We start from the raw sequence: 25,602 nt of genomic DNA, 5'->3' as shown, positions 1-25,602 counted from the left end.
CGTATATTTGAACTAAATGAATTGTCATGGAAATTACAGTTAATATAAAGGAGCAGAGTAAAATAACTACATTTCTTAATTTAATCAAAGAGATTGATTATATCGAGATAGTTAATGTAAAAGAAGAATTGCATGAGCTACCAGCAGAACATAGAGATTTACTTGATAAAAGATTGCAAAAAATTGAAAACGGAGAAACGACTTTTAAAAATTGGGATTTGATTAAAAAGAAGTATGAAAACAAAGCCGTTTAGTCTTCAATTATCAGATGAAGCAGAATTGGACTTAGATAAATCATACGAATTTTATTATGAGAATAATCCCAAAGTTGCTGATACTTTCTTTCAAAGAATAAAACTTGGTTTTGAGAATATTAAAGAAAACCCCGTTACTTTTCCTATAGCTCATAAAGATGTAAGAAAATATGTCATTAAAAAATTTCCATTTGTGATTTATTATCGAATTATTAATACTTCTATACAAGTGATTGCGATATTTCATACGAGTAGAAATCCTGAAATATGGAACGAGCGAAAATAAAATATGACTGCACAATAAGAACTATTAGTAATGCTTTTTAAGATACGTTTTTTTGATTTGGTTGAAAAATAAATGTCAATAAAAATCTGTATATTTCAAAATGCAAAATTCAAGCTTTAAAATCCTTATTGCTGAAGATCAACAAGAAATTGTAAATTTTTTAAAACAAGGTCTTCAGGAAGAAGAATATCAAGTTTTAGTAGCCAAAGATGGAAAACAAGCTTTAGAAATGGCTTTAAAAAACAGTGTTGATTTGATTTTGTTAGATTGGTTGATGCCAAAATTAAACGGCATTGAAGTTTGCAAAACCCTTAGAGCAAAACAGTTTAAAGCTCCAATTATTTTTTTAACAGCAAAAGACACCATTGAAGACACCATAGATGGCTTAAAAAGTGGTGCAAACGATTATGTCAAAAAACCGTTTAACTTTGAAGAACTTCTCGCCCGCATAGAAACCCATTTGCGTATTTTTTATAACATAGATGATATTTTAGAATTAGGTCATATCAAAATGAACGTGAGTAAACACCAAGTGTTTTGTGATGAAAATAAAATTAACTTAACCGAAAAAGAGTATAATTTTTTAAAATATTTAATGCAAAATAAAGGCAAAGTTTGTGAACGCAATGCTATTTTGGAGCATGTTTGGGACATTAATTTTGATTATGATTCTGGTGTTTTAGACGTGTTTATGAATGCGATAAGAAAAAAACTAAACCTCAAAAAAAATGAGTTGATTAAAACTGTCAGAGGTGTTGGATTTATGGCTGATGCATCATGAAAATATCTATTAAAAATCGCATCGCTTTTTATTCTGTCATAGGTATAGCCAGTATATCATTGGTGGTTTTTGTCGTGATTTATTTAAGTGTAAAAAAACAAAGTTTATTACAAATTGACCAAAAGTTAGAATTTGAAGCTCAAAAACATATTTATGAAATTAAAGTAAAGCCAGACAGTATTTATTTTGCTTACAAAGAAGAATGGTTAGAACGCGAGCATGTTGAAGTAGAAGTTTATCCATTGTTTGTTGAATTAGTAGATAAAAATGGTCAATCTATAGACAAGTCAACAAACTTACACAGTCAACATTTAGAGTTTGATTTGTCTCAAAATGAAACCTTTATCACAAATAAAGTATTAAACAATAATACTATAAGGCAAATTCAAATTCCATTACAACATTCTGGCCAAGTTGCTGGTTATATTGGCATTGCCACGTCTTTTGGAGATACCGAATTGGTTTTAGACGCTCTACAGGATATGTTGATGATCATTTATCCTATTTTACTCATCATTACTTTTTTTACCTCTAAACTTATTTCAAACATTACCATAAAACCGATTACAAAAATAGCCAATCGGGTAAGTGAAATTCATACAGGAAATCTTGACAAACGTGTAAGTGTGGTAGAAAATGGAGATGAGTTGCAAACTCTTTCAGTAGCTATTAACGATTTTCTTGACCGCATTGATGAAGGCTTAAAACGCGAAAAACAATTTACTGCAGATGCGTCTCATCAATTAAGAACGCCACTGTCTGTTATGAAAGGTAATTTAGAAATTTTATTGCGAAAACCACGAACAGAATTAGAATACAGACGAGAAGTGCAAAAAGCCATACATAAAATTGACGAAATGACCGATGCCGTTGAAAAATTGCTAATTCTCGCACGAATCAATAAATTAAATAGACATTTAGATTTTGAAAACATTAATTTGTATTTACTCTTAGAACAATTGTTTACAGATTATAAACGCCCTATTGTTTCAAAAAATTTGGTTTTAGACCTTGATAAAAACCTTAAAAATAAAACGGTTTATCTTAAAAAAAGCTTCTTGAGTTTAATTTTTGATAATTTGATTTCCAACGCCGTAAAATACGCAGATGTCAAATCTCAAATCAGTGTGTTTTCAAAAGATGTTTCTGATGGGTTTTTTGTATTTATTCAAAATTATGGTCCTGAAATTTCAAAAGAAGATTTAGAAGAAATCTTTATTCCATTTTACAGAAACAAAAATCACGAAATTTCAGAAATAGGCTATGGCTTAGGTTTAGCTATTGTTAAGAAAGCAGCAGAAGCCCTTGATATACCTATAGATGTGATTTCTGAAAATGGAATAACAAGGTTTAGTTTATATTTTAAAACTTAAGATTAGCTTAAGATTTATGTTGTAGATATTAAGATTAAAAAAAAAATGCGTTATTTATAAAAACATTCATAAAATGAAACTTGTTTTCCAACTTTCTGTTTTATTCATTAGCTTGACCTTGAGTGCCCAAGATTGGCAATCAAATCTTGATAAGTCCAAGCAATTAGCTCAAGATGAAAATAAACAAATATTATTAGTTTTTTCTGGCTCAGACTGGTGTGCACCTTGCATAAAGCTTGAAAAGAAAATCTGGACTTCAGAAGTATTTCAAAATTATGCTAAGGACAACTTAGTTTTGTTGAAAGCAGATTTTCCGCGTTTTAAAAAAAATCAACTTCCAAAAGACCAACAAGAGCACAACAAATGGTTAGCTGAACATTACAACCCGAAAGGATATTTTCCTCTTGTTGTATTGATGGATGCTAATGGCAAGGTGCTCAATCAACTTGGTTATGAAAATGTTGATCCTCAAGCATATATAAAAGCCATAAATGCATACTAAATTTACAATTTTGTTTATTTGTGTTTTGAGTTTTATAAACCTTAAAGCACAAGAAATTCACAAACGATCTCTGGGTTTGATGGGTAGCAATTTTGATATTACGGTTGTAGCCCAAAACAAAACTATAGCTCAAGCTTATATTGATACGGCCGTCAGTGAAATTTATCGCATAGAAAAACTTATCTCGTCTTGGAAACCTGAATCACAAACTTCAGCAATCAATAGAAATGCCGGCATCAAACCCGTAAAAGTTGACAAAGAATTGTTTGATCTGATCAAACGTTCAAAAGCCATATCACAACTCACCGATGGTGCTTTTGATATTAGTTTTGCTGCTGTTGAACATTTATTTTCATTTGATGGAAGAGAAACCACTTTGCCAAAAAAAGAAGTCATAACGGCTTCCGTTAGAAATATTGGTTACCAAAATATTATTCTCGATGAAAAACAACAAACGGTATTTCTAAAACAAAAAGGTATGCGTATTGGTTTTGGTGCCATTGGCAAAGGTTATGCTGCAGACAAAACCAAAGCCTTGTTGATGTCAAAAGGTGTTAAAGCTGGAATTATCAATGCTTCTGGTGATATGAATACTTGGGGAACTCAACCCGATGGTTCGGCTTGGAAGGTTGCTATTACCAACCCAATGGATAAAACTAAAAACTTCGGATTGTTTGATTTGAATCGTCAGGCTGTTGTTACTTCGGGTAATTATGAAAAGTTTTTTACAGTTGATGGTCAGCGTTATGCACATATTATTGACCCAAGAACAGGTATGCCTACCAAAGGTATTATCAGTGCAACGGTTTTTGCTCCAAAAGCTGAATTGGCTGATGCTCTGGCTACTTCAATGTTTGTTATGGGCGAAGAAGTTGGTATTAATCTCATCAACCAACTTCCAGATGTAGAAGCTATAATAGTTAAAGATGATGGAACATTGGTGCTTTCAAATAAAATAAAAATTAATTCAAAATGATAAAGAAAATCAGTTTAATCTCAATTGTTTTTTTGTCGCTTACATCTTGTGTAGCAGTAAAAGAATACGAAAAAGTCAAAATCAATGATCCTGATATGCAACTTTCACAAAGTGATGCCGCCAAGATGAAATCAGCTTTTCAATCATACAGAGAAGCTTCAGCAGGTGCCAATGGTGGCAAAACAGGTGGTGGTTGTGGATGTAATTAATACAATAAAAAATAAATATGAAATATCAAATTTTGTTAGTGGGGCTTTTGATGCTCGGGATTTCTATGAAGTCTATTGCACAAGACAATACTGAATACAAAAAACGAGTTTTAGACCAAACAGAAATCAAAGTCTTATCTAGCTATTATTCACAAGATGGCGACAATGCTGCAGTAACAGGTGGTCGTGGCACAGAAGAACTCACAGATTTTGCACCAACCATAAACGTAGCAATTCCACTCAACGACGATGATGTGTTAACCATAGATGCTTCGGTTTCTGCTTATACTTCAGCTTCTTCAAGCAATATTGATCCTTTTGATGGCGATGGACGAGCAGATCCTTTTGTTGAATCTACAGGAGAATCTCAAAAAGATAATTGGGTAGCTTTATCGGCTAATTACAGCCATTCTTCAGACGATAGAAATACCATTTGGAATACAAATATTTCGTTTGCCAATGAATATGACTATACTTCGATAGGCTTTGGCGGTAGCTACTCACGCTTGTTTAATGAAAAAAACACCGAAATTCAATTGCGTGGTAATGTCTTTATAGATTTTTTGAGTCCAATTTACCCCATAGAATTTAGAGATGGATTTAATATCAATAGATTTGATTTTGTTGGTGAAACAAATTTTGCACCAAATTTTACTCAATTTGATAACGAAAACAGAAATACATTTAATTTAGGTTTAAACATTTCTCAAATTTTATCAAAAAGCATTCAAACCGTATTTATTTCTGATTTTATATTACAAGATGGCTTGCTATCAACACCTCATCATAGGGTGATGTTTGCAGATATAGAAGATAGCGTTGCTGAAGATTTTACTCTCGGCAATGATGTTGAGAAATTACCAGACTCAAGATTCAAAATTGCCTTGGCCAATAGAACAAGTTTTTATATCTCAGAAAATTTTATATTGAGAAGTTACTACAGGTTTTATACCGATGATTGGGGTATAAATTCTCATACCATTGAATTTGAGTTGCCCATAAAATTGGGTTTAAAATACACTTTATATCCATCTTATCGTTTTTATACGCAAACTTCTGCAGATTATTTTAACGCATTTAATCAAGCACTTTCGACAGATGAATATTACACTTCAGATTATGATTTATCAGAATACGACGCTCATCAATATGGTTTGGGTTTCAAATATTATGATCCTTTAACTAAATTTAGGGTTGGCAGTTTTGGTTTGAAAAGCATCAATATAGAATTTAATCAATATTCACGAACATCTCAAAATTTTGATGCGTTTTTTACTTCTATTGGTTTAAGCTTTTCAGCATTAAAATAACTAACTTTGCAATATGAAAGTATTAATTACAGGTGCAGCTGGCTTTATCGGCTCTCATATGGCAGAACTTTTGGCTTCAAAAGATTTTCATGTTTATGGGCTTGACAATTTGTCAACCTATTACGATGTTGACTTAAAGCAAAAAAACATCAATGCAATTACTGATGCTGGTGTAAAATTTATAAACGCTGATTTACGTTTTCCTGAGCAGTATCAAAATTTAAGCAACGATTTTGATTTTATCATCCATTTTGCGGCTCAACCTGGTATTTCAAAAGACTCTACATTTCAAAGTTATCTTGAAAATAATGTATTAGCAACTCATCATCTTATCCAATTTGTTAAACTTCAAAAACAGCTCAAACACTTTTTTAATATCAGCACGTCTTCTGTTTATGGCAAATACGCTACGGTTTCAGAAAATGTAGCACCTCAGCCTATATCGACCTATGGAATAACTAAACTCGCAGCTGAGCAAATGGTTTTGTCTGAAAGTCGTCAACAACATTTTAAAGCCTCATCGCTTAGATTATATTCCGTTTATGGCCCGAGAGAAAGACCCGATAAATTGTTTACAAAATTGATTAGCTGTGCATTGAACGACACTAAATTTCCTCTTTATGAAGGCAGTCTTAAGCACCTCAGAAGTTATACTTATGTTGGCGATATCGTCAAAGGGATTTACAATGCCATAAAAGTTTATAATGCTTTAGATGGTGAAATAATCAATTTAGGTCATTATGAAAAACACAGCACTCAAGAAGGCGTATTGAATGTTGAAAAGATTTTAAAAAAACATATCCAAATTCAAAATCTGCCACCAAGGTCTGGAGATCAGCAAGAAACGCAAGCCATTATAGACAAAGCAAAACTTTTATTAAATTACCAACCTAAAACTTCTTTTGAAGAAGGCATAAGAAAGCAGATAGAATGGTTTAAATCTCAGTATAACATAAAATAATAGTTTGAGCAACAATACACAACTCACCATAATTGTCCCTATATTCAATGAAGAAGAAAATATAGAACGCTTAAAAGAATCGCTTTCTCATTATTTTCAAAAAGCTTCAGTTCCTGTTAAGGCTTTGTTTGTCGATGATGGCTCAACTGACGGTAGTTTAGACAAGATAAAGTCGATATGTGAAAATTCTCATTGTTTCGATTATATCAGTTTTACTCAAAATCAAGGTTTGAGTGCGGCTATTAAGGCAGGTTTTGACCATGTTGATTCTTCATTAACAGGCTATATAGACGCCGATTTGCAAACCGATCCTGACGATTTTGAATTGCTCTTAGAACATATTGGAGACTACGATTTGGTTACTGGCAATCGCAATCACGGCAGAAAAGATAGCTTTACTAAAAATATGAGTTCAAAAATTGCCAATGGCATAAGGCGAACATTCACTCACGATGGTATGGAAGACACAGGTTGTCCTCTGAAAATTATCAAAACTGAGTATGCCAAAAGAATCCCAATGTTTAAAGGTTTACATCGTTTTTTGCCAGCTATGATTATGCTTCAAAACGGCAAGGTCAAACAAGTAGATATTCAAAACTATCCTAGATTAGCAGGTCAATCTAAATTTGGTTTATGGAATCGCTTACTCGGTCCGCTTTTAGATTGTTTTGTATATCTGTGGATGAAAAAAAAATACATCAACTACGAAATTGAAGAAAAATCATAATGCAAGACTGGGTGATATATAGTGTTGGTTTTTTGGCACAACTTTTATTTTCGAGTCGCACTTTTTACCAGTGGATAGCTTCTGAAAGACAGAAACAAGTTGTTGCCCCAAGATTTTTTTGGCAGATGAGTCTTTTAGCGTCTATTTTGTTATTTGTGTATGGCTACTTAAGGCACGATTTTGCCATTATGCTCGGTCAGTCTTTAACCTATTTTATATATATTAGAAATATTCAGCTTGAAGGTCAATGGCATAAATTTCCAAAAGTAAGTCGGATTTTTTTATGGGTTTTCCCAATGTTAATCATTGTATATTATTACAACAACAACACTATGGATATTCAAAATTTATTTGATACCGAAAATATTCCTATTTATTTATTAGTCTTAGGGATTGTAGCTCAACTCTTGTTTACTTTTCGGTTTATTTATCAATGGATTTATTCTGAAAAACAAAAAATCTCAAGTCTGCCCAAGGGTTTTTGGGTAATTAGTTTGTTGGGTTCTATTTTGATTTTAACTTATGGAATATTAAGGCAAGATCCAGTTTTAGTTGTCGGTCATAGTTTTGGAATCGTGATATATATTAGAAATTTAAAATTATTGAAACTTGAAAATCGTTGATAAGTATCCTATTTTACTTTTGATTCTGATAAGTTTAGGCTTATTTGCCTTTAATCTTGCTGAACTTCAAGTCTCGATTATGGAAGCTCGCAATTTTAATGTGGCTCGAGATATGATTACTGAAAATAATTGGTTTCTAACCACGATGAATAATTTGCCACGCTACGAAAAACCACCTTTTCCAGCTTGGTTCACAACGCCTTTTGCTTATGTGTTTGGGCTTGATAATGTTTGGGCTTACCGCATTCCGACGAGCATTATTACTATTTTAGGTATCGTTTATTTTTATAAGTTGATTCATATTTGGAGTTCTAAAAGATTGGCTTTTTATGCGGCACTTATCTTAGCAACTTCGTTCTATATTATCGTTATTAGATTTGAAGCTCCTTCAGATATTTATACACATGCCACAATGCTTATAGGGTTTTATTATTTACTGAATAATCATCCAATGATAAAATGGCAAAATGTATTATTAGGAGCTATTTTCTTTGGTTTATCTATTTTGTCAAAAGGCCCAATTGGACCATATACTCTGTTTCTGCCGATGATTTTAGCATATTATTTCAGTTTTAAAGTTAAGTTTAAATCTCATTGGTATAAAGTTTTAAGCTTTTTAATCTTAGGTGTTGCAATTGGTGGAAGCTGGTATCTCTATGTGCGATTTGCCGATCCACAAACTTTAAAAGATATAGCAGAAACTGAAACCCAAAATTGGACAGATTATCACACACGTCCATTTTATTATTATTGGAGCTTTTTTATTCAATCAGGTATTTGGACGATTCCAGCTTTGGTAAGTTTGGCATATCCATATTTTAAATCAAAATTAAAACACAAAACGATTTATAAGTTTTCTTTTTTGTGGACTGTGATTGCTATAATTTTATTGTCTGTTGTGCCTGAAAAGAAACCTCGGTATCTCGTTCCAGTTTTGATTCCGCTTGCACTTAATACAGCAATGGTGTTGCAATATTTATTTAATAATAAGAAAAACATTATTTCTAAAATTGTTCATTATTCTCATTATTCAATTTTAGGAATTGTTTGTATTGCAATTTTGGCTTTACCTTTGATTATTAAAACTCATACTTCTTCTTTTTGGTCACTTTATATCATTTTGAGTTTAACGAGCTTGAGTATTGCTTACTTTATTTTTTATAATTTAAAACGAAAACAATTCGAAAAACTGTTTTGGGCTAATATATTTTTAATTTTAATGATTACTTTAATCGGACAAAGCGGTGTGTTTTTATTTAAACAAAATGACAATTACAATCCCTTAGAAGCCAGTAAACTTCAAAATGCCGATTTACCTAAATTCTACTATGAATACTTAGAACCTGAAATAATATGGGAATTTGGTGAGAATACAATAAAGATAGATCCAAATCAATTACCTGAAAAAGATTTTCAATTATTAGTTTCGGGAAATTTAGTGAATCAATTTGAAAGCAAATTTCCAGACATAGCAAAACATGCTAGAATTCAAGTTTTTGATAGAAATTATTACCGAACTGGCGATAGAAAACGGAAACGTTTTATCATTTATGTTTACACCATCAAATAAAACTTTACCTTAAAATAGTCTCCTTTCTGTCTGGACCTACTGAAATAATTTTAATATTGACATCTACAAAGTCTTCAATAAAGGCGATGTAATCTTTAAGGTTCTGTGGAAGTTCATCAAAAGTTTTAACTTGAGTAATATCTTCTTCCCAACCTTTAAAATTTTTGTAAATCGGTTTTAAATCTTCGGCACTCAGATTGTATGGTAAATGTGAAATTTCTTTGCCATTATAGTGATAAGCAGTGCAAACTTTTAAATTTTTAAACCCGCTCAATACATCGGCTTTCATCATCATTAAGTCTGTGACGCCATTGACTTCAACAGCATATTTCAGAGCGATTAAGTCAAGCCAGCCACATCGACGAGCTCTACCTGTAGTAGCTCCAAATTCGTGACCTATTTTTGCCATTTGTTTACCGTTTTTATCAAACAACTCCGTGGGAAACGGACCACTACCTACACGTGTAGTATAAGCTTTAAAAATACCAAACACTTTTTGAATTCTGTTTGGTGCTATGCCAAGCCCTGTGCAAGCTCCAGCAGCAGTTGTGTTTGATGAGGTTACAAAAGGATAAGTGCCAAAATCAATATCTAACAACGAACCTTGTGCTCCTTCTGCCAAAATACTTTTGTTGCTTTTGATGGCTTGAAATAAATATTCTTCAGAATCGATAAATTGAAGGGTTCTAATTTTTTCTACGGCTTCAAAAAATTCACTTTCCAATTCATTTAAATCGTATTGCACATCAACGTTGTAAAATTTTATCATAGCCTGGTGTTTATCAGCCAATTGGCGATACTTGTCTTGCCAGTCATCAAACTCTAAATCGCCCACACGAATACCATTTCGCCCTGTCTTGTCCATATAAGTTGGACCAATACCTTTTAGAGTAGAACCAATTTTGGCTTTGCCTTTAGCGGTTTCTGAAGCAGCATCCAACAAACGATGCGTTGGCAAAATGAGATGTGCTTTTCTTGAAATCAGTAGAGATTTGGTGTAATCTACATCATATTTGTCAAGACCTTCAAGTTCTTTTTTGAAAATTACAGGATCTATCACCACGCCATTACCAACGACATTAATAGCTTTAGGATGAAAAATCCCTGATGGAATGGTGTGTAACACGTGTTTGATGCCGTTAAATTCTAAGGTATGTCCTGCATTTGGACCACCTTGAAATCTAGCGATAATGTCATATTGTTTGGTGAGATAATCAACGATTTTGCCTTTGCCTTCATCGCCCCATTGTAGGCCAAGTAGTAAGTCTATTGTCATTATGAATTGTCCTTTGGTTGATTGCGTTTGCCATAAAAATATAGCGTGTGTTTATCTATACTGATGTCAAACACTTCTTCTATTGTTTTTTTGATGGATTCTATACGTGGGTCACAAAATTCTATAACTTCATTAGTATCTGAAAGAATGACGTGGTCGTGCTGTTTGTCAAAATAAGATTTTTCGTATTGGGCTTGTGTGCTACCAAACTGGTGTTTTCTCACTAAACCACAATCGAGTAATAAGTCTATAGTGTTATAAAGTGTAGCTCGACTGACGCGATAGTTTTTATTCTTCATCGTGATATACAACGACTCGATATCAAAATGATTTTGATTTTCATAGATTTCTTGTAAAATGGCAAAGCGTTCAGGAGTTTTGCGGTGTTTGTTTTCTTCCAAATATTTGGTAAATACATTTTTTACAATGGCCTGATTGTTTTGTTCTACATTTTTCAAATTTTCCATAATTGCAAATTTAAGCTTTATTCACGGCTTACTTTATCAATTCCATCTATTTTTTTTAGTTTGTCAATCAATTGATTAAGAATTTTTTTGTTTTTAATGGTTACGGTTATTTCACCATTAAAGATGCCGTGTTTACTTGAAAAGTTCAAATTTTTCATATTGACATTCAAACTTTTTGAGATTAAATCGGTAACTTGACTGACAAGACCAAGATTGTCAATACCAGACAGTTTGAGTTTGGCATTAAAATCTTCTTCGGTTGAGTCTATCCACTTGGCTTTTAGGATGCGATAGGCGTAATTGCTTTGCAGTTGTATGGCATTTGGGCAATCTTTTTTATGAACTTTTATACCGTCATTTACTGTCAAAAAACCAAAAACATCATCGCCAGGGATAGGATTACAACATTTGGCAAGCGTGTAATCAAAGGTTTCTTCGTCATCGCCAAACACCAATTGATCAAAATTAGATGAAATTTCATCATCATTAATTTCTTTATTTTGGGGCTTAGACTGCCGTCTGATTTTTGATTTAAAAAAGGAAACTAAAGCATTGTTTTTCTGGGATGCAAAATCTTTGAGTTCTTTATTATCAATAGTGCCTTTGCCTACGCGGTAAAACAAATCTAAACTGGTTTTAAGCTTAAAGTGATTGACCAGTTCATTGACGGTTTTCTCGTTGAGCTGAATTTTTTGTGAGCGCAATTTTCGTTTAAGAATTTCTTTGCCTTCTTCAGCAATTTGTTTTTTGGTTTCTTTTAAGGCTGTTTTGATTTTAGAACGTGCTCGTGCTGTGGTTACAAAATCAAGCCAGTTGGCCGTAGGTTTGGCATTTGGAGAAGTAATGACTTCAACTTGGTCTCCACTTTTTAGCTCATGGCTTAAAGGGGTAAGTTTGCCATTGACTTTCGTGCCACGAGTTGTCAAGCCAACATCGGTATGAATGTGAAATGCAAAATCTAAAGCTGTTGCACCTTTAGGCAAGGATTTTAAATCACCTTGCGGTGTAAATACAAAAATTTCTTTGGCATATAGGTTGAGTTTAAAATGTTCAACAAAATCAACAGCGTTGGTTGTGTTGTTTTCTAAAGCCTCTTGTAGTCTTGACAACCATTGGTCTAAACCGTGGTCTATATTTTTATCACCATGTTTGTATTTATAATGAGCGGCATATCCTTTTTCGGCAATTTCGTTCATGCGTTCACTGCGGATTTGCACTTCAACCCATTGACCTTTTGGTCCCATGACGGTGATGTGCAAAGCTTCGTATCCCGTTGACTTAGGTGAAGAAATCCAATCCCGCAATCGGGTAGGATTGGGTCTAAAGAAGTCGGTAACGATAGAATAAATTTTCCACGCCAAAAACTTTTCGTTAGCCAAGTCAGATTTGTAAATAATTCTTATGGCAAACTTGTCATAGACTTCATCAAAGTCGATGTTTTGAGCCACTATTTTTTTGCGGATAGAATAGATAGACTTGGGTCGCCCTTTGATTTCGTAGTTCAATCCTTCTTTGTCTAAAGCTTCAGAAATGATATTGCTAAAGTCTCTAATATATTGGTCTTGTTCTTCTTTACTTTCTTTTATTTTGTTAGCAATATCTTGATAAACTTCAGGTTCAGTGTATTTTAAACTTAAATCTTCAAGCTCTGTTTTAATGTTATAAAGCCCGATTCGGTGGGCGAGTGGTGCATAAATATATAAAGTTTCAGAGGCAATTTTGACTTGTTTATCGGGTCGCATAGCATCCATCGTTTGCATGTTGTGTAAACGGTCAGCAATTTTTATGATAATGACGCGGATGTCGTCATTTAAAGTGAGCAACATTTTTCTAAAATTCTCAGCTTGGAGTGAAATGTCTCCATCTTTTTTTAGGCTTGAAATTTTTGTGAGACCGTCCACGATTTTTGCTACAGTTTCACCAAAGAGTTGTTCGATATCTGCAAGAGAATATTCGGTATCTTCAACCACGTCGTGAAGGAGAGCAGCGATGATTGAAGTGGCATCTAATCCAATTTCAGAAGCTACGATTTGTGCTACGGCTATAGGGTGAAAAATATAAGCTTCACCAGACTTTCTACGCTGATCTTTGTGAGCTTCTAAGGCAATTTCAAAAGCTTTTCTGATTTGGGTTTTATCGTTTTTGCTCAACGATCGATAGCTGATACGCAAAAGCTTTTTGTATTGCTTGGCAATTTCTTTATTTTCTTTGTCGATGTATTCTTCTGTTAGCATAAAACTAAATTAGAAAATTTTAGTTATATGTCAATCATTTCAAGGTTTTTTTATGACTTTATTGATTAAATAAGTTTTGAGTAAAAATTAAAAATGCTTCAAGAGAAATCAGAAAAAGAATAATATTATAGCCATTCGTGCATTCGTGGCTTAAATATTCTTAATTCAAAACTTTCTCAAAATTCATCGCCGTTTCAATCAATGCCAAGTGAGAATAAGCTTGTGGAAAATTACCGAGCAAACGCTTGGTTTTGAAATCAATATCTTCACTAAATAAGCCGAGATGATTGGAGTAGCTGAGTAAAGTTTTAAATTGTTTTAAAGCTTCTTGAGTTTTGCCAATTTTATTTAAACTATTGATATACCAAAAAGTGCAAATCGTGAAAGAGGATTTGGGAATACCAAAATCATCTTTGTTTTTATAGCGATAAAGCAGACCATCATAGGTTAATTTTTGACCGATGGCTTCCACAGTTTTAATAAACTTAGGGTGTTTAGCATCGATAAATCCATAAGTTTCCATAAGCAAAACCGAAGCATCTAAATCTTCTGAATCATAAGATTGGGTAAAGGCTTGAGCGTTTTCATTCCATGATTGTTTAAGAATATCGGCTTTAATGTCTTGTTCTAATTTTTCCCATTGGTAAAGTTTTGAATTTTTACCGAGCATTTTTGATACTTTTATAGCTCTATCAATGGCAACCCAGCACAAGACTTTTGAAAATGTAAAATGTCTATCGCCTTGTCTAAATTCCCAAATACCTTTATCGGGTTCTTTCCAGTGTTGTTTAACAACCCAAGCTATACCTTTTGTAATTGCCCAGAGTTCTTCTTTGTTTTCTACATCACAATTGAATTTAAGCAGCTCTTGATAAATCACATCCATCAAAATACCATAAATATCATTTTGCTTTTGTTGGTAAGCGGCATTTCCAGTTCTAACGGGTTTTGAATTTTCGTAACCAGATAAGTGATCTAAAATATGTTCGGTCAGTTTTTTTTCTTTGTTGATACCATACATAATTTGAAGTTTTTCATTTTTATCAGGAATCAAATCTATCACAAACTGTAAATAGCGTTTTGCCATACGCTGATGACCTAATTGAGATATCACCTTCACAACCATAGACGCATCTCTTATCCAACAAAACCTGTAATCCCAATTTCGCACTTCACCGATGGTCTCAGGAAGCGACGTGGTGGCTGCTGCTAAAATGGCACCACTTTTGTCGTAGCTCAATAATTTTAGCGTTAAGGCACTTCTTAAAACTTCATTTTTAAAATGATTAAAATGCAGGGTTTTTTGACACCAATCTAACCAATACACTTTAGTTTTTTCATATTCTAAAGTTACACTGTCAAGGTTAGGAAGATCAATTTTTTCGTTATAACTCAATACACAAAAGACATTATCCGTTAGTATGATTGGCTCAGCATTGATGATTTTTTTGTGGTCTAAATTTGTGTATAAAAACAACGAGTCAAAATGCTCTTCATCTTTGATCAGTCCCACAATAAAATCTTTTTTATCAAAAATCAAGGTTTCGCCTTTGGCATATTCTAATCGGGGTTGATAATCTATTACAACCTTGGGTTGACCGTACAAAATTCTTATATACCTTATAAATTCTGGCGGTGCATGATATTCCTGATTAGCCTTTTGGTATCGTGGCAAAAAATCTAAAACTTCAAACCCAGCATCGTCATTTTTAAATTGTGTTTTTAGCACACAGGTATTCTTGATGTAATACTGATTAATTTCATATTCATCGGAATTTAAAAATCCAAAATGTCCACCTTTGTCTTTGTCGAGAAGTTTTGCGAAAACTGAAGCAGAGTCAAATTCAGGTAAACAACACCAATCTACTGATGCAGTTTTTGAAATCAAAGCAGCTGAGCGACAATTGCCTATAATGCCATAATCAAGATTGTTCATAAAAAAATAATTAGATTTTGTGAGCTATATAAAATTGTTTTGCTAAATTAATAGAAAATTTATCGATAAAACAAAGTGTTCCCATGAATAAAACAATAATTGTTTCAAATCGCTTGCCACTTCAAGTTAAACTCACCGATAGTAGTATAAAAGTCATCCCAAGCGTTGGTGGATTAGCAACAGGAATGAAATCAGTTCATCGCGATAGCAACGGCGTATGGGTTGGTTGGACTGGTCTAACCGATGAAGCAATAGATGAAAACATACAGAAACAGGTTGATATAGCTGTTAAAAAAGAGCAATGTGTTGGTGTTAATCTTACCGAAGATGATATCCAAAACTATTATTATGGATTTAGCAATCGCACCTTGTGGCCTTTGTTTCATTACTTTTTAGAATACACCGAATACGACAAACATGCTTGGGAAAGTTATAAACGCGTCAATGAAAAATTTGCCAAAGTGGTTTTAAATCAAATTGAAGATGGCGATAAAGTTTGGATACATGATTACCAATTGTTGTTATTGCCACAACTTATTAAAGCCGAAAAACCTGATGTATCAATTGGATTTTTTCTGCATATTCCGTTTCCGTCTTACGAAATTTTTAGAACTTTTCCTAAGCGTGGCGAACTATTAGAAGGTATGCTTGGTGCAGATTTGATTGGGTTTCATACCTATGATTATGAGCGACACTTTTTGAGTTCAGTGAAAAGAATTGCTAATAAGGAAGTCAAGTTTAACAAAATCACACATAATAATAGAATCATTAAAGTCGATTCGTTTCCTATGGGAATTGACTACAAAAAATTTGAAAAAGCAGCTTTAGACAATCAAGAACAAAATAAACGTCAAAAAACAGAAATTCAAAGACGACTTGATGAGCATTTAAGTCAAAGTAAATCTACAAAAATGGTCTTATCTATAGACCGATTAGATTATACCAAGGGAATTCCAAATCGGATACGGTCTTTTGAATATTTTCTTAAAAAATATCCGCAATACAGAGAAAAAATTCGTTTGATCATGTTAGCTGTGCCATCGCGATCTCAAGTACCACAATATCAGAAATTAAAAAGAGAAACCGATGAGTTGGTCGGTCGGATCAATGGTCAGTTTTCAACAGTAAGTTGGACACCTATTTGGTATTTTTTTAGAAGTATGCCTTTTGAAAACTTGATTGATCTCTACACCTCTTCAGATGTAGCTTTAATCACCCCAGTTCGAGATGGTATGAATCTAGTGGCTAAGGAATATGTAGCCACACGAACCCGAAAAGATGGGGTTTTGGTATTAAGTGAAATGGCTGGTGCATCTATAGAAATGAGTGAAGCTTTACTCATCAATCCTTTTAATTTTGAAGAAATAGCAGACACGCTAAAAAAAGCATTAGAAATGCCAATTGAAGAACAAAGAGAACGCATGACTAGTCTTCAAAAACGAATTTCGCGTTACAGTGTTGAAAAATGGGCAGAAGAATTTATGAATGATTTAGAATCCTTACAAAATGTAAGTCAATATATCAAAGCAGACAAACTCACAGAATCAAAGCAATCAAAAATAATCAAAGACGTAAAACAATCTAAAAACACACTTTTGCTTTTAGATTACGATGGAACTTTAGTAAATTTTACTCAAAAACCAGAAGAAGCTAAGCCTGATAAAGAATTGTTTAGATTGTTAGAAAGCATAGACAAAAATCCAAAGATAGAAATCTGCATCATTAGTGGTCGAGATAAGGAAACCTTAGGCAAATGGTTTGCTCATACCAATTATCGCTTGATATCAGATCACGGCGTTTTTTATAGAAATAATAATGAATGGAATGCATTAGAAATTCTTAAAAATGATTGGATGGCCGATGTAATCCCTATACTTGAAACTTTTGTCGATAGAACACCACGGTCAAGCTTAGAAAAAAAATCTTTTTCACTTGCCTGGCATTATCGAAATTCTGACTTAGAAATGGCTGAAAAACGCGTTGTTGAAATCAATACCGTTTTGACAAGTTTGATTTCAAATACTGATTTAACCATTATGCACGGCAATAAAGTCTTGGAAATAAAAAGCAGTAAAGCCAATAAAGGTCAAGCGGTTTTACATATTTTGAATGAGAAAAAATTTGATAGCATTATTGCAATTGGCGACGATTGGACGGATGAATATATGTTTGAAGATTTACCCGAAACAGCACATACCATAAAAGTAGGTCTAAAAAAAACCAATGCCAAATATTATCTCAATAAAGTAGAAGATGTGAGGTCTTTTTTGAAAAATCTGACAGTCTAAATTTTTAAACTACAAATTGTTAGGTTTCTTTATAAATCATATACTTTCACCACAATTTCAGTTTAATGTGAAACCACGTTAATATTAATAATTCTACTTTTGTCTTCACAACACAAATCATTATTAGATATTTGAATAAAAAATTTAATTTGCTAAAATTTAATTGATATTAGGTTATGAAATTAATAATAAATATTCTGATTGCCTTAACAATAATGTCTTGCCATAACAAAAAAGAAACAACTCAAGTTCAAAAAGAACAAACCACAGATAAAGTTAAAATAGAATATGCCAAGGCATTTGAAGTAGAAAGTCATAAGGATTATTATATCTTAAAAGTTACTCAAGCATGGCCAGAAGCGACTAAAGATTATACATACTTGCTTCACAAACGCGGGCATAATAGTCCTGAAAATATTGATTATGATGTATTATTAGAAATTCCAATAAAAAGTTTGGTTGTTACATCAACAACTCACATTCCTTCTTTAGAGAATTTAGGGGTGTTAAATAGTTTAGTTGGTTTTGCTGACACCGATTATGTATCTTCAGCATCTGCACGTCAATTGATCGACAAAGGCAAAATTAAAGATGTAGGTCAAAATCAAAGTTTGAACACCGAATTACTAATAAATCTAAAACCCGAAGCCATTGTAAGTTTTGCTGTGAAAGGTGAAAACAAGACCTTGTCTAGCCTTAAAAAATTTGGTATTCCCGTTTTATACAATGCCGATTGGGTAGAGCAACATCCTTTAGGCAAAGCCGAATGGATTAAGTTTTTTGGATTACTTTTTGATAAATACGAAAAAGCGAATCATATTTTTAAAGAGATAAAACGAGAATACAACAATGCCAAAACTCTCGCTCAAAGAGTTCATACACAACCAAGTGTAATATCTGGAGCCTTATGGAAAGACCAATGGTATCTTCCAGCTGGTGAAAGTTGGCAAGCTCAGATTATTAAAGATGCCAATGCCAAATATTTATATTCAGACACAAAAGGTAGTGGAAGTTTATCTTTAGCTTTTGAAAGCGTATTAAATCAATCTCAAAATGCAGATTTTTGGATTGCTCCAGCACAATACATCTCATACAAACAAATGCTTGATAGTCAACCGCATTACAAAAAATTTAAAGCTTTTAAAAATCAAAATATCTATACATTTGCCAAACAGAAAGGACAGACTGGTGGTGTTTTGTATTATGAGCTTGCACCAAACAGACCTGATTGGGTTTTAAAAGATTTGATAAAGATTTTTCACCCACAACTATTGCCTGAATATGACACCCATTTTTTTAAACCTTTAAATCCGTGAAAAAAATTCCTAGAATTATTTTAGGCTTTTTGTTGATACTGATATTTTTATGCTTAGTAAATATCAGTTTAGGCTCTGTAGCTATTCCTTTAAACGACATTTTTAAAGCTGTTTTTACTGGTCAGAGTTCAAATGAAACTTGGACTTATATCGTTTTAAATTATCGTTTGCCTAAGGCTATTACTGCTATTGTTATTGGTTCTGGCTTAGGTATTAGCGGATTGCTCATGCAGACATTTTTTAGAAATCCACTTGCTGGTCCATATGTTTTAGGTTTAAGTAGTGGAGCAGGACTTGGTGTGGCTTTGCTCATAATGGGTAGCGGTTTATTTGGCATAGGATTTAGTGGGTCTGTTTGGTTCAGTAAAACTGCACTTATTTTAGCATCAAGTCTGGGAAGCGTATTGGTGATGATAGCCATTTTACTAACTTCTGCAAAAATTAAAGACAGCATGGCACTTTTGATTATAGGTTTAATGTTTGCTAGTCTAACAGGAGCTGTGGTGAATGTATTATCCTATTTTAGCACATCTGATGAGTTACAACAATTTGTGTTTTGGTCATTGGGAAGTCTTGGCGATTTGTCTTGGGTAGAAGTCAGTATTTTGAGTGTTTTTTGGTTGATAGGCTTATTGCTTTGTTTGTTTTTAGTCAAGCCTTTAGATGCGTTGTTGATCGGTGAGTCTTATGCTAAAAGCTTAGGCGTCAATATTAGAAGCTTGCGTTATGCAACTGTAATAACCACTTGTCTTTTAACAGGTAGCATCACTGCATTTGCAGGTCCAATTGCTTTTGTGGGTTTAGCTATACCTCATTTAATTAGACTTGTTTTTAAGACAAATAAACACCTTATAATGCTACCAGCTGTTTCAATTGGTGGAGCCATGGTTATGCTGATATGTGATAGTATTTCTCAGTTGCCAGGCTTAGACAACACAATACCTATCAATGCTGTTACATCTTTGTTTGGTGCACCTATTGTGATTTGGTTAATTATGCGTTCCAGACAACTTAATTTTTAGTTATGCGATTAGAAACTCAAAATATTAGCATAGGCTACCAGAAACCAAAATTAGAAGTGGCACAATCTATTAATATTGAGATTAAAGATTCAAATTTAACTGCTGTAATTGGTGTAAATGGGTCTGGCAAATCAACATTGATCAAAAGCTTGTCTAAGCTTCTACCTATTTGTGAAGGAAAAATATTGCTCAATGGAAAAGATTTTAATAATCTTAGTAACAATGAAATAGCCAAACAAATCAGTGTTGTTTTGACTAAAGAACCTTTACCACAACATTTAAGTGTTTTAGACTTTGTGGCATTAGGAAGACAGCCTTACACCAATTGGTTAGGCTTGCATAAAATTGAAGACAAGAGCCACATCATAAAATCATTAAAACAAGTTGGTTTATACGCTATAAAAGATAGATCATGCATGTCTTTAAGTGATGGGCAACTCCAAAAGGCTTTGATAGCAAGAGCGATAGCTCAAAACACTCCGCTAATTATTCTCGATGAACCAACGTCACATCTTGATATGTATCATAAAGCTTTGATATTGAATTTGCTTAAAACAATAAGTCAAGACCATCAAAAGTCTGTAGTTTTTGCAACACATGAAATAAATTTGGCTTTACAACTTTGTGACTCGATTGTTTTAATTAAAGATAAAAAAGTGGTTCAAGATTCTCCCCAATCTTTGATTGACAGTGGGTTACTTCATCAATTATTTCCACGAGATTTAATTAGATTTGATGAAGATGCAAAACTATTTAAAATGAATTCGATTTAAATTTGCCTAAATTTTGTGGAAAGCTATAAATAAAATATATTTGCAAACCGAATTTAGAACCAACTCAAAAGGCCTCGTGGCGCAACTGAATAGCGCATCTGATTACGGCTCAGAAGGTTGCAGGTTTGAATCCTGCCGAGGTCACTTTTTTAATGTTAAGCCTTTGATTTTTAAGGGCTTTTTTGTTTGTGATTTCAGCATAAGCCCATAAATATCTCTCGTTTACAACGAGTGCATACAACGCAATCTTTACTATTTCTAAAACATTACTGTAACAAATCCTTTGTAAACCCGTCGTATAACTATAACTAAAACCAAACTATGCCAGAAACAATACTCGATCTCAAAAACCTCACGAAAAGATTTGGCAAATCCACTGCGGTTTCCGATTTAAGCTTTACCATCGAAAAAGGAAATGTTTACGGTATTCTCGGCCCTAATGGAAGTGGAAAATCAACTACACTTGGAATGGTGCTCAACGTGATCAATGTTACTTCAGGATCGTTTGAGTGGTTTTCAGACACAATGGATACGCACGAGGCTTTAAAAAAAGTAGGTGCCATTATTGAAAGCCCCAACTTTTATCCCAATATGTCGGCTTTAGACAACTTGAAATTGGTGTGTAAAATTAAAGAAATAGAAGAAAGCAATATCGAAAATGTGTTACAAACGGTTGATCTTCTCGACAGGAAACACGACCATTTTAGAACCTACTCTTTGGGTATGAAACAACGTCTCGCCATTGCTTCGGCCTTGCTCAACAATCCTGAAATATTAATTCTTGATGAACCGACCAATGGTCTTGACCCAAAAGGGATTCATCAAATCAGAGAAATTATCAAAAAAATTGCTGGAGACGGCACAACAATTCTTTTAGCTTCACATCTTTTAGACGAAGTTGAAAAAATTTGCACCCACGTTGTTGTTATAAGACAAGGCAAAAAACTATACGCCGGTCGAGTTGACGAGATGAATGCGTCTTTTGGCTATATTGAAACTTCTGTTGAAACACTCGGCGAGTTTGCAAAATTCTTAGAAAGTCTTGATTTTATTGATAAATTTGATAAAATAGAACACAACCAAATCAGGATATTTTTGAATAAAGATTTTTCAGCGGGCGAGTTCAATAAATTGTGTTTTGAAAAAGGATTTGTGCTGACACATCTCGTCAAACGCAAAGAAAGTCTTGAAGAACAATTTTTAAAACTTACAAATTAAAATCTTATGCTACGACTTATCAATATAGAGCTTTTTAAACTCAGACATAGCCGTTCAGCTAAAATTATGACTATTCTTTATTTTAGTTTGTTTCTTTCAGCGGCATTATTATCAACCATTAAATTCCGCTTTGGATCGATTAATTTTAGATTGGCAGATCAAGGCATTTATAATTTTCCTTACACTTGGCATTTTATGAGTTTTTTTGTGGCTTTTCTCAAAATTATATTAGCCATTGTGATCGTTTCTATGATGTCTAGTGAATATACCAACAGAACGCTCAAACAAAACTTGATAGACGGATTAAGTAAAAAAGAATTTATTTTATCTAAGTTTTATGTATCCGTTTTGTATGCCTTGTGCTCAACTGTGCTTTTATTCATCGTAACTTTAGTTTTAGGTTTGATATTTTCAGATTATGATGAGTTTCAAATTATCTTTTCGGGTTTAGAATATATTGGAGGTTATTTTGTCAAATTACTTGGATTTTTCTCTTTGTGTTTATTTCTAGGTTTGCTTATCAAGCGTTCGGCCTTTGCTTTAGGTTTTTTATTTGTATTATGGATTTTTGAAGGCATATTTAGTGCGATTGTAAGCAAAACAAGCTTTGATTTTATTAGCGATTATACACCATTGAACGCCATGTGGAATCTTATTCCTGAACCGATTACAAAATTAGATATTATCAATTCTGCAGCTAAGCAACTGAATACTGAAATTATGCAAGATTATAGTGTGAGTATTGTTAGTGTAATCACGGTTTTAGCTTGGACATTTTTATGCGTTTTTGGTTCGTATAGATTGCTGAAGAAAAGAGATTTGTAAATAAATCTTATATCTTTGCTAGTCTATGATTATGAAAAAAAAGCAAAGATATTTTTTATTATTTCTATTTATACTTTCCCCAATTTTAGCTTTTTCTCAGGGTGAAGCTAATAACTGGTATTTTGGTAATAATGCTGGCCTAAGTTTTAATACTTCACCACCAACGGTTTTAAACGATGGTGCGTTGAGTACCAATGAAGGTTGTTCGTCTATTTCAAAAGCTAATGGCGATTTGTTATTTTACACCGATGGACAAACCATTTGGAATGCCAATCATCAAATTATGTCTAATGCTAATTATTTTGGCGGAACTGGGTTAAATGGTGATCCATCAAGTACATCAAGTGGTTTGATTGTGCCACATCCAACCAACGAAGATTTGTATTTTGTGTTTACTGTTGATGAACCTCATCACGAAAATGCCTTTGCATATCCCAATCAAGGACCAGCAAACCCTGATGGTTCACCACGAACAACTTATACTGACACCAACCAATCTGTTCCACAAGCTGATGATGGATTTAATAATGGCTTTGCTTATTCAGTTGTTGATATGTCGCTAAATGGCGGTTTAGGAAATGTTGTTCCTAATCAAAAAAATATTGAACTCGTCACCTATGACCCTAACAATTCTGAAGATGTCAAATATAAATGTTCAGAAAAAATTACTGCGGTTCGTGGAGAAAATTGTAATTCTATTTGGGTCATAACCCATTTTAAAGATACGTTTTATGCATTTTTTATAGACGAAAATGGATTAAACGAAACACCTGTAACTTCTCAAGTTGGACCTTTTGTATCTACGGACAGTTACCGACGAGCGGCAATAGGTTATTTAAAAGCTTCACCCAATGGAGATAAACTTATCACAGCCAATCAAACTATGGATTTTGACCCTGTAAATGAAGTTGACCAAGGAACAGGAAATGTGTATTTATTTGATTTTGATTCCACTACTGGTGTGGTTTCAAATCCTTTGGAATTGGTTAACAATGTGAATGCATACAGTGTTGAATTTTCTCCAGAAGGGACAAAAGCCTATGCTTCTGTAACTCAATTTAATGCTCCAACTCTTTTGCAATGGGATTTAGAAGCTTTAGATATTCCCAACTCTCTCTTTACTTTTAATGGCGTTTCTGGTAATGCTGCTGGTGCTATTCAATTGGCACCTAATGGAAAAATATATAGAAGTATGGTTGGGCAAAGCTTTTTGTCTGTGATTAACAATCCTGAATTAGCTGGAAATCAAGCTGATTACACCGAGAGTTTTGCAAACGGTGCCATTAGCTTAGGCAATCAAACTAATTTTGGATTACCACCTTTTATCCAATCTTTGCTTTCATCTAAAATTGATATTGTTGGTACCAATACTCAACAATTAGACTTGTGTGATGGTGAAAGTTTTACATTAAGTTATGATGATATCCCTAATGCTGTTTATTTATGGAAGTTAAATGGTGAAATTATTACTGGAGAAACAACTCCAACTTTAAATATTTCCCAACCTCCAAATGTTGACTTGCCATTTCAAGAAACCTACACTTTGGATGTGGATTTGAATGATGGAACTTGCGGTAGAATTGGAGTAGCTAATGTTACATATTTTCCTTTTCCAGAAACAAATTTTGCTCAACTAACCGAATGTGCACAAAATTTACACACCAATTCTGCTGAATTTGACTTGACTCAAGCTAATCTTCAATTCATCACTAATCAATCTGCCTTGAGTGATTTTGAATTTACTTATTATGAATCTGTTAGCGATGCTCAAAACAATATTAACCCGATTCAAACCCCTGAGAATTATACGAATACAGAAACGCCTCAAATACTCGGTGTTAGAGTTGAGAATATTATTTCGGGATGTTCTACTGTTACAGAATTGACTTTGGATATTCAAGATTTTACTACTGAAAATTTCACGTTAAAGCAGTGTGATGATAGCCAAAATGGTATTCAAACTTTTGATTTAACATCTATTGAAACTCAAGAAAATTTAGTTGCTGATGCATTTTATATGACAGAAAATGATGCCTTAAATGAAATTAACCCCATCAATAATCCTTCAAATTTTACAATTGAAAATCCTTTTCAGCAAGATGTGTTTTTTAGTATAGAAAACGGAACACCTTGTAAAGATTTAGGTATTCTAAGCTTAGAAGTTGTTGCTTTACCTCAGGTTGCTGAAGATGAAATTTTGGTTTATTGTGTAGAAGACTTTCCAAATCCTATTATTTTAACCTCTGGAATTTCTGCTAATCAACTTAATGACTTTGAATATTTATGGACATCAACAAATGAAACCACGTCTGAAATTGCAGTGAATGAAGCTGGAGTTTACGAATTAGAAATAACTGCCATTGAAACAGGTTGCACAAATTTTAGAACTATTGAAGTTATTTCTTCTGGCTTGGCGACTTATAGCTTAGAAATAGAAGAGTTTAATAGAGACAACAATACCGTTGAAGTTTTGGTTTCTAATAGCCTTGGAGATTATGAATATGCCTTAGACAATCCTGATGGACCATACCAAGAGAGTAATGTTTTTGAAAATGTTTTACCAGGTATTCACGATATGTTTAAAATACCTCGATTTGTTTAGACCATTATCAGTTGATTCTTAGTTGATTTTTTAGGCTGCATTTTTATATTTTTCAATTGGTTTTTCATTGATC

The 25,602-nt window shown here is 33.3% G+C and carries 23 protein-coding genes and 1 tRNA gene; 20 read left to right on the top strand and 4 right to left on the bottom strand.

The features are described from left to right. The first annotated feature begins 26 nt into the window (after positions 1-26). The 12 genes from ACSSV5_RS11225 to ACSSV5_RS11170 all read left to right on the top strand — a co-directional run bounded on the left by ACSSV5_RS11225 (position 27) and on the right by ACSSV5_RS11170 (position 9,572). Positions 27-254: an addiction module protein gene (locus tag ACSSV5_RS11225; protein ID WP_211066787.1), complete on the top strand. Its 228-nt coding sequence runs from the start codon at positions 27-29 to the stop codon at positions 252-254. After that, positions 235-540 carry a type II toxin-antitoxin system RelE/ParE family toxin gene (locus ACSSV5_RS11220; protein WP_211066786.1) on the top strand — a complete coding sequence of 102 codons (306 nt, stop codon included), beginning with the start codon at positions 235-237 and terminating at the stop codon, positions 538-540. Before ACSSV5_RS11225 ends, ACSSV5_RS11220 begins: the two co-directional genes overlap by 20 nt. 100 nt (positions 541-640) lie before the next feature. Next, positions 641-1,321 (top strand): response regulator transcription factor, encoded by a 681-nt coding sequence (locus ACSSV5_RS11215; protein WP_211066785.1) that lies wholly within the window; start codon positions 641-643, stop codon positions 1,319-1,321. Beyond that, positions 1,318-2,694, top strand: coding sequence for an ATP-binding protein (locus tag ACSSV5_RS11210; RefSeq protein WP_454245934.1), 1,377 nt, complete (start codon positions 1,318-1,320; stop codon positions 2,692-2,694). The genes ACSSV5_RS11215 and ACSSV5_RS11210 overlap by 4 nt, the downstream gene beginning before the upstream one ends. Before the next feature lie 73 nt (positions 2,695-2,767). After that, entirely contained in the window at positions 2,768-3,196 is a 429-nt protein-coding gene (locus ACSSV5_RS11205; protein ID WP_211066783.1) for a thioredoxin family protein, read from the top strand. Continuing rightward, positions 3,186-4,172, top strand: coding sequence for an FAD:protein FMN transferase (locus ACSSV5_RS11200; RefSeq protein ID WP_454245933.1), 987 nt, complete (start codon positions 3,186-3,188; stop codon positions 4,170-4,172). Before ACSSV5_RS11205 ends, ACSSV5_RS11200 begins: the two co-directional genes overlap by 11 nt. Then, positions 4,169-4,381: a DUF4266 domain-containing protein gene (locus tag ACSSV5_RS11195; protein ID WP_211066781.1), complete on the top strand. Its 213-nt coding sequence runs from the start codon at positions 4,169-4,171 to the stop codon at positions 4,379-4,381. The genes ACSSV5_RS11200 and ACSSV5_RS11195 overlap by 4 nt, the downstream gene beginning before the upstream one ends. A 17-nt stretch (positions 4,382-4,398) precedes the next feature. After that, positions 4,399-5,691 carry a DUF3570 domain-containing protein gene (locus ACSSV5_RS11190; RefSeq protein WP_454245932.1) on the top strand — a complete coding sequence of 431 codons (1,293 nt, stop codon included), beginning with the start codon at positions 4,399-4,401 and terminating at the stop codon, positions 5,689-5,691. A 13-nt stretch (positions 5,692-5,704) separates the two neighbouring features. Beyond that, on the top strand, positions 5,705-6,652 hold the full coding sequence (locus tag ACSSV5_RS11185; protein WP_454245931.1) for an NAD-dependent epimerase/dehydratase family protein: 948 nt from the start codon (positions 5,705-5,707) through the stop codon (positions 6,650-6,652). Positions 6,653-6,656: 4 nt separating this feature from the next. Continuing rightward, positions 6,657-7,379, top strand: a complete 723-nt coding sequence (locus ACSSV5_RS11180; protein ID WP_211066778.1) for a glycosyltransferase family 2 protein — start codon at positions 6,657-6,659, stop codon at positions 7,377-7,379. Then, the gene (locus tag ACSSV5_RS11175) at positions 7,379-8,002 is read left to right on the top strand and encodes a lipid-A-disaccharide synthase N-terminal domain-containing protein (RefSeq protein ID WP_454245930.1); all 624 of its coding nucleotides are present in this window, start codon (positions 7,379-7,381) and stop codon (positions 8,000-8,002) included. Before ACSSV5_RS11180 ends, ACSSV5_RS11175 begins: the two co-directional genes overlap by 1 nt. Next, positions 7,989-9,572, top strand: a complete 1,584-nt coding sequence (locus ACSSV5_RS11170; RefSeq protein WP_454245929.1) for an ArnT family glycosyltransferase — start codon at positions 7,989-7,991, stop codon at positions 9,570-9,572. Before ACSSV5_RS11175 ends, ACSSV5_RS11170 begins: the two co-directional genes overlap by 14 nt. 4 nt (positions 9,573-9,576) lie before the next feature. Here ACSSV5_RS11170 and ACSSV5_RS11165 read toward each other — a convergent pair whose 3' ends face one another. From ACSSV5_RS11165 to ACSSV5_RS11150, 4 genes are all read right to left on the bottom strand, one after another. Beyond that, positions 9,577-10,848 (bottom strand): adenylosuccinate synthase, encoded by a 1,272-nt coding sequence (locus ACSSV5_RS11165; RefSeq protein WP_454245928.1) that lies wholly within the window; start codon positions 10,846-10,848, stop codon positions 9,577-9,579. Next, positions 10,848-11,315, bottom strand: coding sequence for a Fur family transcriptional regulator (locus ACSSV5_RS11160; protein ID WP_211066772.1), 468 nt, complete (start codon positions 11,313-11,315; stop codon positions 10,848-10,850). The genes ACSSV5_RS11165 and ACSSV5_RS11160 overlap by 1 nt, the downstream gene beginning before the upstream one ends. A 17-nt stretch (positions 11,316-11,332) precedes the next feature. Next, entirely contained in the window at positions 11,333-13,549 is a 2,217-nt protein-coding gene (locus tag ACSSV5_RS11155) for a RelA/SpoT family protein (protein WP_454245927.1), read from the bottom strand. A 160-nt stretch (positions 13,550-13,709) separates the two neighbouring features. Continuing rightward, complete coding sequence (locus tag ACSSV5_RS11150) at positions 13,710-15,485, bottom strand: glycoside hydrolase family 15 protein (RefSeq protein ID WP_454245926.1); 1,776 nt, start codon at positions 15,483-15,485, stop codon at positions 13,710-13,712. 83 nt (positions 15,486-15,568) lie between these two features. On the opposite strand from ACSSV5_RS11150, the gene ACSSV5_RS11145 reads away from it, so the two are divergent. The 8 genes from ACSSV5_RS11145 to ACSSV5_RS11110 all read left to right on the top strand — a co-directional run bounded on the left by ACSSV5_RS11145 (position 15,569) and on the right by ACSSV5_RS11110 (position 25,529). Beyond that, entirely contained in the window at positions 15,569-17,773 is a 2,205-nt protein-coding gene (locus ACSSV5_RS11145; protein ID WP_454245925.1) for a bifunctional alpha,alpha-trehalose-phosphate synthase (UDP-forming)/trehalose-phosphatase, read from the top strand. A gap of 176 nt (positions 17,774-17,949) precedes the next feature. Continuing rightward, positions 17,950-19,089, top strand: a complete 1,140-nt coding sequence (locus ACSSV5_RS11140; RefSeq protein WP_454245924.1) for an ABC transporter substrate-binding protein — start codon at positions 17,950-17,952, stop codon at positions 19,087-19,089. Continuing rightward, complete coding sequence (locus tag ACSSV5_RS11135; RefSeq protein WP_454245923.1) at positions 19,086-20,111, top strand: iron chelate uptake ABC transporter family permease subunit; 1,026 nt, start codon at positions 19,086-19,088, stop codon at positions 20,109-20,111. Before ACSSV5_RS11140 ends, ACSSV5_RS11135 begins: the two co-directional genes overlap by 4 nt. 2 nt (positions 20,112-20,113) lie before the next feature. Then, positions 20,114-20,884: an ABC transporter ATP-binding protein gene (locus ACSSV5_RS11130; RefSeq protein WP_211066766.1), complete on the top strand. Its 771-nt coding sequence runs from the start codon at positions 20,114-20,116 to the stop codon at positions 20,882-20,884. A gap of 70 nt (positions 20,885-20,954) precedes the next feature. Beyond that, positions 20,955-21,028: transfer RNA gene (locus tag ACSSV5_RS11125), tRNA-Arg, on the top strand. Positions 21,029-21,205: 177 nt separating this feature from the next. Beyond that, a complete protein-coding gene (locus ACSSV5_RS11120; RefSeq protein ID WP_454245922.1) occupies positions 21,206-22,102 on the top strand; it encodes an ABC transporter ATP-binding protein in 897 nt (298 codons plus the stop codon). Between the two features lie 6 nt (positions 22,103-22,108). Then, positions 22,109-22,927, top strand: coding sequence for an ABC transporter permease (locus ACSSV5_RS11115; protein ID WP_454245921.1), 819 nt, complete (start codon positions 22,109-22,111; stop codon positions 22,925-22,927). 31 nt (positions 22,928-22,958) lie between these two features. Further along, a complete protein-coding gene (locus ACSSV5_RS11110; protein ID WP_454245920.1) occupies positions 22,959-25,529 on the top strand; it encodes a T9SS type B sorting domain-containing protein in 2,571 nt (856 codons plus the stop codon). Positions 25,530-25,602 lie beyond the last annotated feature (73 nt).

This window comes from Psychroflexus sp. MBR-150, assembly GCF_053628795.1.
Note: the sequence above shows the minus strand (reverse complement) of the source record. Positions and strands in the feature narration are given on the sequence as shown.